The 16162-nt window shown below is 55.3% G+C and carries 13 protein-coding genes; 7 read left to right on the top strand and 6 right to left on the bottom strand.

Annotation, left to right across the window (positions count from 1 at the left end; genetic code table 11):
- Positions 1-98: 98 nt before the first annotated feature.
- The gene (locus P1X16_RS11020; protein ID WP_277228741.1) at positions 99-1415 is read right to left on the bottom strand and encodes a gluconate:H+ symporter; all 1317 of its coding nucleotides are present in this window, start codon (positions 1413-1415) and stop codon (positions 99-101) included.
- 569 nt (positions 1416-1984) lie between these two features.
- On the opposite strand from P1X16_RS11020, the gene P1X16_RS11015 reads away from it, so the two are divergent.
- On the top strand, positions 1985-2926 hold the full coding sequence (locus P1X16_RS11015; RefSeq protein WP_277228740.1) for a TIM barrel protein: 942 nt from the start codon (positions 1985-1987) through the stop codon (positions 2924-2926).
- A gap of 297 nt (positions 2927-3223) precedes the next feature.
- Here P1X16_RS11015 and P1X16_RS11010 read toward each other — a convergent pair whose 3' ends face one another.
- Positions 3224-4735 (bottom strand): biopolymer transporter TolR, encoded by a 1512-nt coding sequence (locus P1X16_RS11010; protein WP_277228738.1) that lies wholly within the window; start codon positions 4733-4735, stop codon positions 3224-3226.
- A gap of 184 nt (positions 4736-4919) precedes the next feature.
- On the opposite strand from P1X16_RS11010, the gene P1X16_RS11005 reads away from it, so the two are divergent.
- The 4 genes from P1X16_RS11005 to P1X16_RS10990 all read left to right on the top strand — a co-directional run bounded on the left by P1X16_RS11005 (position 4920) and on the right by P1X16_RS10990 (position 9327).
- Positions 4920-5270 (top strand): protein tyrosine phosphatase, encoded by a 351-nt coding sequence (locus tag P1X16_RS11005; protein WP_277228736.1) that lies wholly within the window; start codon positions 4920-4922, stop codon positions 5268-5270.
- Between the two features lie 87 nt (positions 5271-5357).
- Positions 5358-6302, top strand: coding sequence for a zinc-dependent peptidase (locus P1X16_RS11000; protein WP_277228735.1), 945 nt, complete (start codon positions 5358-5360; stop codon positions 6300-6302).
- A 121-nt stretch (positions 6303-6423) separates the two neighbouring features.
- Positions 6424-8280: a M2 family metallopeptidase gene (locus P1X16_RS10995; protein ID WP_277228734.1), complete on the top strand. Its 1857-nt coding sequence runs from the start codon at positions 6424-6426 to the stop codon at positions 8278-8280.
- A gap of 189 nt (positions 8281-8469) precedes the next feature.
- Positions 8470-9327 carry an alpha/beta hydrolase-fold protein gene (locus P1X16_RS10990; RefSeq protein WP_277228733.1) on the top strand — a complete coding sequence of 286 codons (858 nt, stop codon included), beginning with the start codon at positions 8470-8472 and terminating at the stop codon, positions 9325-9327.
- Positions 9328-9497: 170 nt separating this feature from the next.
- Here P1X16_RS10990 and P1X16_RS10985 read toward each other — a convergent pair whose 3' ends face one another.
- The 3 genes from P1X16_RS10985 to recQ all read right to left on the bottom strand — a co-directional run bounded on the left by P1X16_RS10985 (position 9498) and on the right by recQ (position 13917).
- Positions 9498-10217, bottom strand: coding sequence for a pirin family protein (locus P1X16_RS10985; RefSeq protein ID WP_277228731.1), 720 nt, complete (start codon positions 10215-10217; stop codon positions 9498-9500).
- A 275-nt stretch (positions 10218-10492) separates the two neighbouring features.
- Positions 10493-11296: a LexA family transcriptional regulator gene (locus P1X16_RS10980; RefSeq protein ID WP_245118429.1), complete on the bottom strand. Its 804-nt coding sequence runs from the start codon at positions 11294-11296 to the stop codon at positions 10493-10495.
- A gap of 371 nt (positions 11297-11667) precedes the next feature.
- The gene (gene recQ / locus P1X16_RS10975) at positions 11668-13917 is read right to left on the bottom strand and encodes a DNA helicase RecQ (protein ID WP_277228729.1); all 2250 of its coding nucleotides are present in this window, start codon (positions 13915-13917) and stop codon (positions 11668-11670) included.
- A 170-nt stretch (positions 13918-14087) separates the two neighbouring features.
- Between recQ and P1X16_RS10970 the strand changes: the two genes are divergently transcribed.
- A complete protein-coding gene (locus P1X16_RS10970) occupies positions 14088-14420 on the top strand; it encodes a four-helix bundle copper-binding protein (RefSeq protein ID WP_277228727.1) in 333 nt (110 codons plus the stop codon).
- A 70-nt stretch (positions 14421-14490) separates the two neighbouring features.
- On the opposite strand, the gene P1X16_RS10965 is transcribed toward P1X16_RS10970, so the two are convergent.
- On the bottom strand, positions 14491-15426 hold the full coding sequence (locus P1X16_RS10965) for a YihY/virulence factor BrkB family protein (RefSeq protein ID WP_277228725.1): 936 nt from the start codon (positions 15424-15426) through the stop codon (positions 14491-14493).
- A 99-nt stretch (positions 15427-15525) separates the two neighbouring features.
- On the opposite strand from P1X16_RS10965, the gene P1X16_RS10960 reads away from it, so the two are divergent.
- On the top strand, positions 15526-16065 hold the full coding sequence (locus P1X16_RS10960; protein ID WP_277228723.1) for a DUF2062 domain-containing protein: 540 nt from the start codon (positions 15526-15528) through the stop codon (positions 16063-16065).
- The last annotated feature ends 97 nt before the right edge of the window (positions 16066-16162 follow it).

The following is a 16162-nucleotide window of genomic DNA, read 5'->3' as shown; positions in this document are numbered from 1 at the left end:
GATGGTGTTGCCAGATAATTGCTTGCGCTGGCGTTAAGGCTTTGTGAATCCACTACTTGCGCGTAGCAAACAAAGCGTATTTCTCTAACCAGAAGCGGCTATAGAAAAGCATTCATAAGCAGCACACCTGCCAACCCAATAAGTGATACTAGCGTTTCCATGACCGTCCAGGTAGCCAGGGTTTGGGGAATCGTCAGGTTGAAGTACTCCTTGAAAATCCAGAACCCAGAATCGTTGACGTGGGAACAGGTTAAGCTGCCGGCTCCTACAGCCAACACCATCAGTTCGGGCTTCACACTGGTGGTAGCTAGCACGGGTAGCATCATGCCGCCGGCCGTTAAGGAGGCCACCGTAGACGAGCCCAGGCAGATGCGCAAGATAGCGGCAATGGCCCACGCCATAAATAAGGGCGACAGGTGCATGTCGCTGAACAAGTTGGTGATATAAACGCTCACACCGCTGTCCACCAGAACCTGCTTTAAGGCCCCACCCCCGCCAACAATCAGTAGAATGGTAGCAATACCGGCAATGGACCCCGAAAACAAGTCCATGACCTCTTTCATGCTTTTGCCTCGGTTTAGGCCGAGCAGCACCATGGCCACGAGCACCGAAATTAGCAGGGCCAAGTTAGGGTCGCTGATGAATTCTATGGCTTGCCGAACCTTGGAATCGGCCGGCAACGTCAGGGTGGCTACGGCTCCGAGCGTCATGAGCATAATGGGCGTGAGCACCGTAAATAAGCTAACTTCGAAGCCAGGCATTTCTTCTTCGGTGAAGTGCTTGGGCATGGCAATGGTAGTGGGCGGGGCAGGATTGTAGCGCTTCAGAGTGCGAGAAAAGATGGGCCCGGCGATAATGACGGCGGGCACGGCAATAGCCAATCCGTAGAGCAGCGTGAGGGAAAAATCGGCCTTGAACAGCGCCGCAATAGCCGTTGGGCCGGGGTGCGGCGGTAAGTAGCCGTGCGTAACGGATAAGGCCGCCACTAAGGGCAGCCCTACATAGAGCAACGGCAGGCGGGTGGAAGCGGCAATAGAAAATACCAGCGGCAGCAGCAACACAAATCCCGCCATGTAGTACATCGGCAACCCCACCACGAACCCGGTGAGCAGTACCGCCCACTGAATGTGCTTGATGCCGAAGGTTTTAATTAGTTGATATGTAATTCGTTGCAGGGCCCCGCTTTCAATGAGAAGCGCGCCAAGCATAGCCCCAAAGCCAATAATCATCACCACCGAGCCGAGAATGCTGCCAAGCCCGTTCTGCACGGAAACCAGTACAGCCTTCGCCGCCATGCCTTCGGCCAGCCCGAGTACAACTGCTACCACAATCAACGACACAAAGGCGTTGAGCTTAAATACGATGGTTAGAATTAGCAGCAGAACAAGCGCCGCCACGACAATAAGTAAAGGCATAGGCTGAAAAACAATGAACGATGAGGACCTGCAAGCAAATAGAGGCTAGGGCTAACTGCATCTATAGCCCCTTATTTTAGGGCTATGAATGCGCTTAGGGCCTAGGGAAATACGTTTTAGCTTCCTGCTTCGTCCGGTGGGCGCCGGTTCGAGCAGGGGTAAGATCTACAGGTTAGGGCACGCTTCCGCAACAAGTCCAGTGTGGCGTTGACAGTGAGCCGGCTGCTTCTTGTACAGATGCTCGACCGGTAAGCGGAAGGATTGGTACTAAAATCAGTAAATTTATTGCTGATCTGTAGTTCATGCGCTGAATATACAAGAGTTGGGATGCAACGCTATACACAGAGGAACTCGACGGCCAAGAAAGAGACCAGAACAACGTCTCGTCTTTTCTCTAGATTGCCCGCTGTTCTGTGCGCTAGCTCTCTGTAGCCTTAGCCCAAGACCAAGGAAAACACAAACCCTAGTGGCCTTGTAGGCGCGGCAACTGGAAAACTTATTGCTGTGTGCTGGCTCGCAAAGACCAGTCGAGCCATTGATTCACTCTCTCCCACCCATACCTTCCTCACATGCTTACTTCTCGTCGTGGTTTTATCAAAAGCGCGGTGGCATTCACTGCTGCGGCCAGTGCTTCCCCGTATCTATTCGCCGAGAGTGCTACGGCAAAACCGTTTTTTGAAATTTCGCTGGCTGAATGGTCGCTCCACAAATCGTTGTTTGCCAAAACAATCAACAACCTCGATTTTCCGGTGATTGCCAAAAAGCAGTATGGTATCAGCGTGGTGGAATATGTCAACCAGTTTTTCAAAGACAAGGCCGAAGACAAAAAGTATCTGGGTGAATTGCTGCTCCGTTGCCGCGACAATGGCGTGAAAAATCACTTGATTATGATTGATGGCGAAGGCGAGTTAGGCTCCCTGAACGAGCAGGAAAGAATCAAGGCCGTTGAAAACCACTACAAGTGGGTGGACGCCGCGCACTATTTGGGCTGCCAAACGGTGCGGGTGAATGCCTTTGGCAAGGGCTCGGCCGCCGACGTGCAACAAGCTGCCGCCGCTGGCCTCAACAAGCTAGGCGAGTACGCGCAGAAAGCTGGCCTGAACGTAATAGTGGAAAACCACGGCAGCTACAGCTCCAACGGCGAGTGGCTGCTGGCCACCATCAAGAAGGCGAACCGCTCCAACGTGGGCATCTTACCCGACTTCGGCAACTTCTGCATCCGGCGCGATACCGGCGAACTGTACCAAGGCAAGTGCATCGAAGAGTACGACAAGTACAAAGCCGTGCAGGAATGGATGCCGGTTTCCAAGGGAGTCAGCGCCAAAACCTTTGACTTCGATACAGCCGGCAACTGCATCGAAACCGACTACAACAAGATGTTCCGGATCATTAAAGAGTCCGGCTTCAAAGGCTACGTAGGCATCGAGTACGAAGGCGAGACTCTAGGCGAAGAAGAAGGCATCAAGAAAACCAAAGCCTTATTAGAGCGAGTCGCCAAGACGTTGGGATAAGCGTAGCATACAAAATCGACAAGAACGTCATACCATGTGGCGCATCAAGCCAGGGATGAGCAGTAGGCGACATCACTGATACTCATTGCTGACATTATAATAGTATTGTCATGCTGAGCGCAGTCGAAGCATCTCGCTAGTGTGGTAAACTCTAACGCTTGCCCAACGAGTCGAGCGAGATGCTTCGGCAAGCTCAGCATGACAGGTAGTTTGACAATGTCAGCACGCGAGAGGCTTCGTTGCGCTGCGCTCGGCATGACGTTCCTATCGGAATGAAAACGGGCTCTTTGCGCCTGCTTACTCGCTGACGGTGGTGCTGTTGCTGATGAAGGCGATGCGCTTGCTATCTGGCGACCAGGAAGGCGTGTTCATAGTGCCCTGGCCGCCGTACACATAGGCAATAACCTTGGGCTGGCCGCCGCCGACGGGTAGTAGGCGCAAATACACATGCTTGTAAAACGGATGGTCGCCGGACTGCACTTCTTCTTTCAGAAACGAGACAAACGCCAGCCATTTCCCGTCGGGCGATACGTGCGGAAACCAATCCTGGAAGTCGCCGGTGGTAAGGGCTTGTTGCTCGCTGCCATCGGCGCGCATCCGCCAGATTTGCATGGTGCCCGTGCGGTTGGAGTTGAAGTAGATGTACTTGCCATCGGGCGAATACTCGGCGCCATCGTCGAGGCCGGAGGCGCTGGTTAGGCGTACTTCCTTGCCGCCGGTGGCCGGAACCCGATAGATGTCAAACTCCTGGTTGCGCTGCCCGGTAAAGAGTAGGCTCTTCCCATCCGGCGACCAGCTATGCAGATAGGAGGGACCTAGGGGCGTTATTTGCGTGGGCGTGCCGCCACGGGTGGGCACCGTATAAACAATGGAGCCGCCTAGCTTCTCGACGCCGCTACTTAAGCCTAGCATGGTGCCATCAAAGGAAAGTACATGGTCATTATTGTTGTTTTTCACGTCGCCGGTGGCAATAACGGTGGGCTGCCCCGAGGCAAGGTTGAAGTTGTACATCAGCCCGTCGCTGTTGTAAATCAAGCTCTTGCCGTCCCGCGTCCAGTTGGGAGCCTGCAACGACTTCGGGGAGGTGTAGCGGACTTCGCGGTTGCCGGTGGCTACGTCCAGCAGTTCAATGCTGCTGCCCAAGTACTCGCGGTACTGCACCAGTCCTTCGTGCGCCGGAACCACAATCCGAACATCCCGAAAAACGCCCGTTTCGCTGACAGCAGCGTTGTGGGCGCAGACCGCTAGGCCCACGTACACGTCGTCGCCCAAATCCACTTCGGTTACTTGCTGTGTCTCGAACGGCTGCCCGAACTTCGCCACGCGCATGGTGTAGGTTTTGCCTTTTCTTTCCAGCTGAATGATGTCGGCGTGGGTGCTGGTGGCGCGCGTTTCTTCGGTGGCGGCCCCGGCGGTGCGGCGGTATTGCAGGGACGTCAGCCCGTCGCCGTGTTCGATGGCACTGAAATGGGGGGCGTTAGCTTGCAAGCTCTGGCGCACCATCCAGCCTAATTTGCGATGCGGGTCCACGCCCGTGGCTTTTGCAAACTCGGCCCGTGCGTAGAGCAGAAAGTCGCCTTTCATTTTCTTGTAGGCGTACTGAAACTCGTCTTTGTCTGCCCAAATATTAGCACCCGAACCCGTTATTACATACTGTTGCGTAGCGGGCTTGTAGGTGGTGGAGCCAGCCTTTACGCCCGTCCCCACGTCTTGACTGCCCTCAAACACGCCTAGTTTCTGCTGGCTGTAGCAAGGCCAGTGAAGCAATACAAACAGGCAAAGCAGGGCAGTTTGAAGGCAGGTTTTCATGTTGGGAAAGAGCGTGGCGTGGGTGATGCCAAAAGCAATTCAGCACCGGGTGGGAGACAGGTGGCAAGTAAAGCAGTTTTGCCACGGATAAGCGTGGAAGCACTGCAAAAGATTATGGGCATTGAAGAGACGTATAAACGACGGAATGCCTACTAGCTTTGGGCTTTGTAAAAGCACAACGCCCTTGCCAACCGTACCCACCGACGCTTCTCAGCTTCTCTTTGTTTGCAGCCAAAACCGCTGGCGCAGCCTCACCGCCGAGCGGCTCTTCGATGGCCACACGCACTACACGGCCCGCTCCGCCGGCACCGAGCCGGGAGCTAGAGTGCGCGTAACGGCCGGGCATGTGGGCTGGGCCGATGTAATATTCGTGATGGAGCGCAAGCACGCCGACATTCTACAGGCGAAGTTCAAGGAAGAACTGGCAGGCAAACCCATCATCAACCTGCGCATCCCCGACAAGTTTCAGTTCCTCGATGCTGTGCTGCAAGACCTGCTACGGGAGCGGCTAACCGAGCACCTGAAAGAGCTGTAAAGCGAAGCGCTGACGTCTGCGAACGAGCAGAGAAAATAGATTTTCGCTTTACTTAAACCAAAGCGTTAATCACCCGTTTAGCCGCCCATGCAATACTGGTTTTTTGCCGCTTTCGTCGCGGTTATTGTCTTTCTGTTTTATCGCTATGTCACCCGCGAATCGCGCCAAAAGGCGGCCGCGCTGGCCGAAGATTTTCCCGCTGCTTGGCGGCAGATTCTAAACGAGCGGGTTGCGTTTTACTTGTCGTTGACTGCTAAGGACAAATTGCGCTTCGAGAAGAAAATCCAGGTGTTTCTGGCGCAGACGCTTATCACCGGCGTGCAAACCGAAATTGATGACGTAACGCGCGTGTTGGTGGCTGCTTCCGCCGTTATTCCGGTGTTTGGTTTTCCTGATTGGGAATATGGTAATCTGAGTGAGGTGCTGGTAGTGCCCGATGCCTGGAAAGAGCAGCAGGACCCCAACAAAGAAGTGGCGCCACTGTCTGGCACGCTGCTAGGTAGTGTCCGCAACTTCCAGACCTCGCGCTACATGCACCTTTCCAAAGCCTCGTTGGAACAAGGCTTCCGCGATGCGCTGGATAAGCAGAATGTGGGCATCCACGAGTTTGCACACTTGCTCGATGCCGCCGATGGCACCATCGACGGGGTGCCTTCCGCCACGTTGCCGCCAGAACTACACGCCCCGTGGGCCGAGGTAATGGCGCGTGAAATCCAAGCCATCCGCGACGGTAACTCGGAAATCAACGATTACGCTGCCACCAACGAAGCTGAGTTCTTTGCCGTCGTGACCGAGTATTTCTTCGAGAAGCCCGAAAAGCTGCAGGAGCATCATCCCGAGCTGTACGAGCTGCTGCTGCGCGCTTTCCGCCAAAACCCCAAGAAGCGTTTCCTACGCTTCGCCGTGGACCCGCGAGAGTGGCTCAAGACCCTGCGGAGTCGTCGCAAATTCGGCCGCAACGACCCGTGCCCGTGCGGTAGCGGCAAGAAGTACAAGGACTGCCACTTGTTGCAGCAGCAGGCAGCCGCATAAGGCTACGACAAGGGAGAAGTAACTGAAGTTAAGGTGGCGACCTAATAGGAGTAGAAAAGGCATAGACAAGCAGCAAAAGATAGATGCCCCGCAATTCGGTGGGAGTTTTAGCTTTGCTGTAATGAAAAAGACCTTTTTGCCCCTTCTAACGGCTGTTTCGTTAGCGGCCTGCGCGCCTACGGCCAATACGCCCGCTACTACCACGTCCGCCACTACCCCCGAAACCACAGTTTCCACTCCGCCCGCCCCACCTGACTACCGGGCGCAGGCCGAGGAATTCTTAATCAATTACTCCAAGGAATATCAGCGGCTCTACACGCAGTCGAGCGAGGCCGAGTGGCGCTCCAACACGCACATTGTGGCCGGCGACACCAGCAACTCGGGCGCCACAGCCCGTGCCAACGGCCGTATGGCGGCTTTCACGGGTAGCTCCGAGAATATCGTAACCATCAAGACCCTGCTGGAGCATAAGGCCGACCTGACGGAGCTGCAAATCAAGCAGCTGCAAACCGCCCTCTACAACGCCGCCAACAACCCCCAAACTGTGGCCGACGTGGTAAAGCGCCGCATTGTCGCCGAAGCCGCCCAAACCGAAAAGCTCTACGGCTTCGACTACAAATACGCGGGCAAGTCCGTCACCACCAACGACCTCGATGAGCTGCTGCGCAAGGAAAAGAATGCTGCCAAGCGCCAGCAGGTATGGGAAGCCAGCAAGGCCATTGGCCCCACGCTCAAAGACGGCTTGCTTGGCCTTCGCGACCTGCGCAACCAAACCGTGCAGGCCCTCGGCTACCCCGACTACTTCACCTACCAGGCCTCCGACTACGGTTTGAGCCGAGAGGAGATGATGACGCTGGTACGCAAAATCAACGACGAGTTGCGTCCGCTCTACCGGGAGCTGCACACGTATGCCCGCTACGAGCTAGCCAAGAAATACGGTCAGAAACAGGTGCCCGATTACTTGCCCGCACACTGGCTGCCCAACCGTTGGGGCCAGGATTGGAGCGCCATGGTGGAAGTGAAAGGGCTCAACCTCGACCCTGTGCTGGCCAAAAAAGGCGCGGAGTGGCAGGTGCAGCAAGCCGAACGGTTCTACCAGAGCCTCGGCTTTCCGGCGCTGCCGCCTAGCTTCTACGAGAAAAGCAGCCTCTACCCGCTGCCTAAGGGCGCTACTTATAAAAAGAACAACCACGCCTCGGCCTGGCACATGAACCTCGATCAGGACGTGCGCAGCCTGATGAGCGTGGAAGGCAACACCGAGTGGTACGAAACCACCCACCACGAGCTCGGCCACATCTACTACTACCTCACCTACACCAACCCCGAAGTGCCGGTGCTGCTGCGCGGCGGTGCCAACCGCGCCTATCACGAAGCCATGGGCAGCCTGATGGGTCTGGCAGCCACCCAAAAGCCATTCTTGACTGGCCTTAACCTGGTCGATGCCAAAACGCAGACCGACCAAACCCAAACCCTGCTCAAAGAAGCGCTCAACTACGCTGCTTTCATTCCCTTTGCTTCGGGCGTGATGAGTGAGTGGGAAAACAGCTTCTACGCCGAAAAACTGCCCGCCGACCAACTCAATGCGAAGTGGTGGGAGCTAGCCAAGAAGTACCAGGGCATTGTGCCACCCACCACGCGCGGCGAGCAGTACCTCGACCCCGCCACCAAAACCCACATCAACGACGACCCCGCGCAGTACTACGACTACGCCCTGTCGTACGTCATCCTGTTCCAACTCCACGACCATATTGCCAAGAAGATTCTCAAGCAGGACCCGCACGCCACCAACTACTACGGCAGCAAAGAAGTAGGAGCCTTCCTAGCCGACATCATGCGCCCCGGCGCCAGCAAAGACTGGCAAGCGGTACTCAAAGAGAAAACCGGCGAAGACCTCTCGGCTCGCGCCATGGTAGAGTACTTTCAGCCGCTGATGGCCTACCTAAAGCAGCAGAACAAAGGCCGCAAGTACACGATGTAGCAAAATGCCTATCCACCTAGCGTATGTCATTCCGACATTCCACGCATCAAGCGGAGAGTGGAATCTGGATGAAATTATTGAAAGGACTTAAATCGGATTCCTCTTGCATCGGAATGACAAACCCTAGGTGGATAGGCCTTGTCAGAGGGCGCGTAAACCAGATAAATCACCAGTTTTAAAAACAGAGGAATGAGCATCAGGTATAATTCACTTAAACAGCTGCTCGTTCTTCTGTTTTTGTTGGTTGGCACTCCGGTAGGCTTTGTGCAAGCGCAGAGTAAAGACGCATCCATTGCCATAGGCAACACCTTCACGCTCGAGTCCAAGGTATTGGGCGAAGTCCGGCGGATTAACGTTTATTACCCGCCCGCGTACACCGAATCTGCCACGGTGCAGCTTCCTGTGCTCTATATGCCCGATGGAGGCATGGCGGAAGACTTCCTGCACGTGGCCGGGCTTGTGCAAGTGCTGGTTGGCAATGGCACCATGCGCCCGTTCATTTTAGTCGGAATTGAAAACACCGAACGGCGGCGCGACCTAACGGGCCCCACAACCAACGAGAAAGACAAGAAGATTGCGCCCCACGTAGGTGGCTCGGCCGCATTCCGTCGGTTTATTCGTCAGGAGCTAATGCCCCAGATTCGGCAGCGCTACCGCACTACAACCGAAACCGCCATTGTTGGCGAATCGTTGGCCGGCTTGTTTGTTGTTGAAACGCTATTGCAAGAGCCCGACCTGTTTGATACCTACCTGGCCTTCGACCCGAGCCTGTGGTGGAACAACAAGCAGCAGGTAAAACAGGCCAGCAGCTTCTTACAGACCTATACTGGTAAAAAGAAAACGCTGTATATGGCTACAAGCAGTGAGCCTGAAATTGCCACCGACGGCCGCCAATTCGCCGAGGTACTACAAGCCACTGCAAAGCCTATTATCAGCTGGCGTTTCGAGCCGATGCCTGAAGAAACACATGCAACTATCTACCACCCGGCCGCTCTGAAAGCATTCCGATATGTGTTTAAGCCGCCGGTGCAAGGTTCTGCGAAGTAGGTAGCAAGTCTATGCAGCTGAACAGGAGGGCAGTATCCTGATTTCTTGTGATGCAGACCACCAGACTTCAAACAAAGAAGGCCGAACCAAGTGGTTCGGCCTTCTTTGTTTGAAGTCTCATAAACATGCGCAATGCGCATAGTGTGCCGAGCGGCGTTGATACTATGGAGTTAGTAATTCGCCTCGTCAGCTGGCAAATCGATTAGTATGAACTGCGCATCCTTGGAAGCCCGAATTTCCAGCACGTGTTCATCGGTGGAACGTACTTGGTCGTTGGGCCCAATGTCGATGCCGTTGATGAAGAGGGAGCCTTCTTTCACGTAAATGAAGGTGTTGCGGATGGGGAAGGTTTTAAAGATAACCGTTTTGTCTTCGCGCAAATTGCACCAGTAGATACTCGTGTTAGAATTCATGTACACCACGTCCTCCAACACTTTCTGGCCTGACACCAGCGGCACCAACTCGTTTTTAGTATCCAGGAAGTTTACGTCCTTCTGTTCGTAGCTAGGCGCCAAGCCTTTTTGGTTGGATATAAACCAGAGCTGATACAAGTGCAACACCTTATCGGTGCGGTTGTACTCGGAGTGGGCTAAGCCAGTGCCAGCCGTCATGCGCTGCACGTCGCCTTTCTTGATAGTAGCTTTGTTGCCCAGCGTATCCTCGTGGTACAGTTCGCCATCCAGCACCAGCGTCACGATTTCCATTTCCGAATGCGGATGCTGTGGGAAGCCGGATTGGGCCTGCACCGTGTCGTCGTTGAAGACGCGCAACGGGCCAAACTGCACGTTCTGCGGGTCGTGGTAATCGGCAAAGCTGAAGAGGAAGAAACTATTGAGCCACGCTACAGGGGCAGCGTGGTGACGGTCGGCAGCAGAAACGAGCTTAATCATAGCGGGAGGAGATTGGGTTGTGTGCTCCCTTACGCAGCCCAACCACTGGAAGTTGAAGACGGCATAAGCTTTAGCTTATGCCATCTAGGAGGCGCACGCGTCTGTTTACCACTGGCTGGTTCCGGTCGTTAGCAACACAAGCACCTAACTAGCTGCCCTGCAAGTGGGCTTGTTCTTTCAAACAAAAACAAAAAGCCCACCGAACAAGAGGCTCGGTGGGCTTTCGTAAAACTTGCGCGAAACGGCACAAGCCAACAAATAGGCTACAACTTCTGCTACGCCTTCCGCATGGTAGACACCTGCTGCTGCAAGTCTAGTACGATGCTGGCAAGACGGTTCAGCGAGAGGTCGGCTATAGGGAAGGTGCTGCTGATATAGGCTTTGGCTTCCCAGATTTCCACTACATCCTCCACGTCGATTTCGTAGGGCGAGTACAGCGGATTGTCGGAGTGCAGGGCCAGCATGGCGCCTTCCTTGAGGCGGTTGAACACGCGCTTGAACACAATGCCTTCCTTGGAGCTAACCACGATGCAGGGCGTGCCGTCCTTGAGCGTCATCCAGTCGTCCACGTAGCGGCCCACGATAACGGTGCCGCTGGCAATGGGCAGCATAGAGTCGCCGCTGATTTCGAAGGCGCGGTAGGTGCCGCCCGTACCGAGCATAGGCAACCGGAACTTCGGCAGCTCCTCCAGGTACTCGGGGTCGGCGTAGCCATTGAGGTAGCCAGCGGCCGCCTTTTGGGGCACCAGTTCGATGTTTTCGTTTTGCTCTTTGTCTACCGTAAGCGCCAGGATGCGCAAGCCGTTGCCACCGCCCGGACGCGTCGGTTCGGTGGTAGCGGGCTGAAGCTGCAGCAGCGCGGCTTTAGCATTCTTCTTTTTGCTAAAGTCAGTGGTCACAAGGGCGTCCAGCGTGATGCCGAACAGGCGAGCCATGTTAACGAGAGTAGTCAACTTGGGCTCGGCACGCCCTTCTTCGTAAGCGCCCACTAAGGAGCGTTTGATACCTAGCTTTTCGGCCATCTGAGCCTGTGTAAGGGCCAGTTCACGCCGCCAGAATTTAAGATTGGTATTGATCATAGCGCAGGGGAGCCGGAAAAAGGCTTCATCGGTAGATAGTTACCGGCTCGTGAAAGTACGAACCCTGTTACGAGAATACTAATTCAATTAGCTGAAAATTTTTGCTAATTTTTTTTGGAACACTGCAAACTATCTACAGACTTAAATTGAGCCATTACAGCGCTTGGTTGAGTTCTTGGTTACTAGTTTCCCAAGAGCTATTCGAGCTATACAGCGACAACGTAACGGTCATGTTGCATCTACCGAAGCACCTCGACAGGTGTGCTTATCTCACAATACAATGATTTAAGCGAGATGCTTCAGCAAGCTCAACAGAACAATCAGTTAAATAACCTCCGTGGGCTCATTGTCAACTGTTGAGGAGCCTCCATTTATTCACCGCGTAGCTTCTTGAAATACAAGGAAGCTAGCCGGAGCTTGAAGTAGTCGTACTTCTCGCGCAGGTGGTCGTACAGGTCGCGGAGCATGGGGCTGCCGCCGAGTTGAGCTTGAGCAGTTTGGATTTCGGCCAGATCGGTGGGCGTTAGGAAATCGGCAATGCGCAGCTCGCTGCCCTTCGCATACGCATTGGTAAGGTGCGTTTGCACCGTCGATACCGTCAGGCCCCGGCGTTCGGCAATGGCTTCCAGACTCAGGCCCATGCGGTGCAACTGAAACGAGGTGTCCATCGTGCTGCCGGCTTCAGCTTTCGCCTCGCGCTTGCGGGTTGGGGCAGGAACACTGAAATCGTCGGGGTCGAGGTTAGTGGGCAGGTCATCGTCGGAATCGTCGAGTTCAGCGGGGTTGCCGCCGTGGGCCAAGATTTCCTTGATGAACACTTCGCCGTAGTTCTCGAATTTCTTCATGCCCACACCCGAAACGCCGAGCATAGCCATGCGCGAAACCGGCCGTTCGTTGGCCATTTCCTGCAGGGTAGCATCGGTGAAGATGACGTACGGCGGCACGTTCTGCTCGTCGGCAATGCGCTTGCGCAGGGCGCGTAGAGCTTCGTAAAGCTGCGCTTCGCGCGAGACAGGCGCAGTTGTTTCGGTGGCTGCTTTGCGGCCCCGTTTGGGCTTCTCGGCTTTCTCGGCGGGCTGGAATTTCTTGAGCGCCAAAGGCCGCTGGCCTTGCAGCACCTCGCGACCTAGCTCCGTGATTTTCAGAGCGTATCCTTCCTCATAGGCAATGTAGATCAGCCCATCATTCAGCATCTGGTGGATGTAGCTGTACCAGTCGAGGTAAGGAAGGTCGGAGCCGGCGCCGTAGGTTTTAATCTGGTCGTAGCCACCGCTGAGCACGGCTTGGTTGCGCATGCCGCGCAGCACGTCGATGAGCAGGCCGATGCCGGCTCTTTCGCGCATACGAACCACGGCTGACAGCGCCTTTTGGGCAATCAGGGAGCCGTCGAACGTGGTGGGCGGGTTGCGGCAGATGTCGCAGTTGCCGCAGTCTTTAGCCAGGGTTTCGCCGAAGTAGTGAAGCAGGATTTTACGGCGGCAACTGGCGGCTTCCGCAAACTGCTGCATGCGCTCTAGCTTGGTGAGATTGAGCTGCGTAAGCTGCGGGTTCTCTTTGGTAAGCATCTCGCGCAGCTGCAGCACGTCGGCGAAGCTGTAGAACAGCACCGCCGTAGCCGGCGCCCCGTCGCGGCCGCCGCGCCCGATTTCCTGGTAGTAGCCCTCGATGTTTTTGGGCAGGTTGTAGTGCATCACCCACCGCACGTTGCTCTTGTCGATGCCCATGCCGAAGGCGATGGTGGCCACAATTACTTGCAAGTCGTCTTTTAGGAATCCTTCTTGCACGGCTGCGCGCTGGTTGGGCGTCATGCCGGCGTGGTAAAAGCCCGCCTTGATTTTCTTCGCCTGTAGCTTCTGCGTCAGCGTTTCGCACTGCTTGCGCGAAAGGCAATACACAATGCCCGACTCGCCGGGGTGGCGCTCAATGAAGTCGAGGATGCCGCCTACACGGTCTTGGCCGGGGCGCACAATGAGGTTGAGGTTGGGCCTATCGAAGCTGGAGAGAAACACCTGCGGTTCGTGCAGGCGCAACTGCTTCTGAATGTCGCGCTGCGTGAGACGGTCGGCAGTGGCGGTGAGGGCAATGATGGGCGTGTTCGGAAACTGGTCGCGCAGCACGCGCAGCTGCGTGTACTCCGGCCGGAAGTCGTGCCCCCACGACGAGATGCAGTGCGCTTCATCAATGGCAAACATGCTTACGCGTAGCCGCTGCAAAAACTGCAGAAAGCCCGGCGACAATAGCTTTTCCGGCGAAACGTAAAGCAGCTTTAGGTAGCCGTTGGCGCAATCCGAACAAATAGCATTTTGCTCGCTCTGCCCAATGCTGCTGTTGATGTACGCCGCCGAAATACCGTTGGCCTTCAACGCTTCCACCTGATCCTTCATCAAAGCAATCAGCGGCGAAACCACTACGCACACGCCCTCACTAACTACCGCCGGCACCTGAAAGCATACCGATTTGCCGCCGCCCGTTGGCATGAGTACTACTGTATCACGGCCGCTCAGAATACTCTGGATGATGTCTTCCTGCATGGGCCGGAAGCTGTCATAGCCATAGTATTTCTTTAGGACGCGACGAGCAGAATCGAGCGTGGGAGCGAGGGGTTCGGCAGCAAATAACATCCGGTAAAAATACGATGGTAGAGTAGGACATGAAAGCTGAATGTAACCACAACCAGACGGAAATCGTGCCTTTTTCGAGTTAAATCCCGCATGGGCATCGTCATCAGGCGCACGCACAACAGATTAGCTTAGCGAGTCCACCTTAGCCTTTCCAACTGATGCAATAGCCCATGCCATCCGTCGCCAAGAATCAAACCGTTCTCGATGCCTTGAACCGCTGCGTAGCGGCCTGCGAATTTTGTGCTACCTCTTGTTTGCACGAGGAACATGTCCAGCACATGGTGGGCTGCATTGTCCTCGACCGAGATTGTGCCGATATTTGTGCCCTCATGGCCCGCTTTGTAGCCCGCGGCTCGGCGCATGCCAAGTACCTAATGCGCGAGTGCATCGAACTATGCCAACTCTGCTACAACGAGTGCGCTAAGCATAACGACACTCACTGCCAGCAGTGCGCCGCTGCTTGCAAAGCGTGCATAGAGGCTTGCAAAGCTTGGAGCAACTGAGCTGCGGAATAACTGAATGATCTGTAATGCTTTATATATAGAACACTTGTTCAGTTGCTCTGCTACTCAGTTACTCTTCGATATCAACCAGCCGATACCGCACAGCGGATTTCTTGGGCTTGATATCGATGCCAGCGTAGTGCGCATAGGCTTTGGTGAAACAAGCGCCGAAGTAGAAAATCATAGCCGAGTAGAACACGAACAGCAACACCAGCACGATGCTGGAGGCAGCGCCATAGATCGGGCCTAAATTGCTTTGTACTAGCAACCTGCCCAACACAAATTCGCCTAAGTCGATGAGGATGGCGGTAAGAGCCGCACCTCGGATTACGGCTCGCCACGGTACCTTGGCGCTGCTCAGGTTGCGGAACGTTACGCCAAACCAAGCCGCCAGAATCAAGAGGGACGTGAGCTGACTGATACCGATGAACAGGTAGTAACCCACGTTGGTGTCGAAGTCGCGGATGTAGTCGGTTACGAAAGCAATAACGGCGTCGGTCAGGAAGGTGAGCAACGAGAGCAGGCCAGTAGCTACGAGCACTCCCAAAGAGCGGGCCCGCTCGTGCAACGCTTTGTCGAAGCGGCCGCCCCCGCGCCGCGGCCGAATCTGCCAGAGCTGGTTGAGCGAGTGCTGAATCACGACGAAGAGCGTGGTAGCAATAAAGATTAGAAAGATAAAGCCGAGCCAGGTGACGAGGCGGCTGCGCTGCACGTTGGTTACGTTCTGCAGAATCTGGTCCACGAGCTCGGCGGCAGAAGAGCCGAGCAAGTTGGAGAGCTTGGAAAGCAGCATTGCCCGCACCGCCGAAGTGGAATAGACCGAGCCTAGTACCTGTACCAGAATAAGTACGATGGGCGGCAGAGCGAACGTGGTGAAAAAGGCCGTGGCAGCACCCAGGCGTAACGGGTCATTTGCAACTAGCTCGCGGGCAGCACGCCGGAGCAAAATTAGGATAGTTGTAAGATTCTGGCCCCGGGTAGGGTGCGGCCCGTGTACTTTTGTCATCAGCCTTGCGTACTAGTTGCGGCGTAACGGCCGACAGCGCAATGTGCGAAGATAACGCCGTTGCTCTGTTTCCTTCGCATCTTAGTTTTCTGCTTGTCTGTGTCTTCTTCCACTCCGCCCGTTTCGTTGCCCCCGCGGCCGCCTGCTCAGCCTAGCTGGTGGCGTCGGCGCGTGGTCGAGCCCGTACTTAACATTCTCAAGCAGGGTCTTACACCCAAGCAGTTGTCGCTGACGGTGGCGCTTGGCGTTGTTTTTGGGTTAGTGCCCGTGATGGGTATCACGACTCTCATGTGCACTGCAACTGCCGTGCGTCTCCGCCTGAACGTAGCGGCGCTGCTACTGGTCAGCCACTTGCTCAGTCCAGTGCAACTGCTGCTGATCATCCCCCTGATGCGCCTCGGTGCTCAGTTACTCGGCGACAGTACGAGCCCTGATTTAAGTTTAACGCAGTTAGAGCACCTGATTGCCAACAACTGGCGCGAGGCGGTGCACTTGCTCTGGCATGCGTGCGCCGGTGCCATGATTATCTGGGCGGTGGCCGCCGTACCGGTTGGGCTCTTATTGAATTTTGGCCTGAGGCCACTGTTTCGGTGGCTGCTAGCGAGGCAGGCCAAAAAGACGGAAGCTGTGGAGCTGTAAGCTATTTCACTAAAAGCAAGTTGTGCAGTCCACCCACAGTTTGAAAAGCAACCAGCCCTTGACGCACGTGCGTCAAGGGCTGGTTGCTTTCAGTGGG

Origin of the sequence: Hymenobacter sp. YC55 (assembly GCF_029433095.1) — a bacterium.
In the GTDB taxonomy this organism is placed as follows: domain Bacteria; phylum Bacteroidota; class Bacteroidia; order Cytophagales; family Hymenobacteraceae; genus Hymenobacter.
This window is presented reverse-complemented; position numbering and strand designations above follow the sequence as displayed.

What these genes read in the sequence shown, in the direction of transcription:
- P1X16_RS10970 (WP_277228727.1), top strand. Translation starts at nt 14,088, where the DNA reads ATGCCATCCGTCGCCAAGAATCAAACCGTTCTCGATGCCTTGAACCGC.
- P1X16_RS10990 (WP_277228733.1), top strand. Translation starts at nt 8,470, where the DNA reads ATGAGCATCAGGTATAATTCACTTAAACAGCTGCTCGTTCTTCTGTTT.
- P1X16_RS11015 (WP_277228740.1), top strand. Translation starts at nt 1,985, where the DNA reads ATGCTTACTTCTCGTCGTGGTTTTATCAAAAGCGCGGTGGCATTCACT.
- P1X16_RS11010 (WP_277228738.1), bottom strand. Translation starts at nt 4,735, where the DNA reads ATGAAAACCTGCCTTCAAACTGCCCTGCTTTGCCTGTTTGTATTGCTT.
- P1X16_RS11020 (WP_277228741.1), bottom strand. Translation starts at nt 1,415, where the DNA reads ATGCCTTTACTTATTGTCGTGGCGGCGCTTGTTCTGCTGCTAATTCTA.
- P1X16_RS10965 (WP_277228725.1), bottom strand. Translation starts at nt 15,426, where the DNA reads ATGACAAAAGTACACGGGCCGCACCCTACCCGGGGCCAGAATCTTACA.
- recQ (WP_277228729.1), bottom strand. Translation starts at nt 13,917, where the DNA reads ATGTTATTTGCTGCCGAACCCCTCGCTCCCACGCTCGATTCTGCTCGT.
- P1X16_RS10985 (WP_277228731.1), bottom strand. Translation starts at nt 10,217, where the DNA reads ATGATTAAGCTCGTTTCTGCTGCCGACCGTCACCACGCTGCCCCTGTA.
- P1X16_RS10980 (WP_245118429.1), bottom strand. Translation starts at nt 11,296, where the DNA reads ATGATCAATACCAATCTTAAATTCTGGCGGCGTGAACTGGCCCTTACA.
- P1X16_RS11000 (WP_277228735.1), top strand. Translation starts at nt 5,358, where the DNA reads ATGCAATACTGGTTTTTTGCCGCTTTCGTCGCGGTTATTGTCTTTCTG.
- P1X16_RS10995 (WP_277228734.1), top strand. Translation starts at nt 6,424, where the DNA reads ATGAAAAAGACCTTTTTGCCCCTTCTAACGGCTGTTTCGTTAGCGGCC.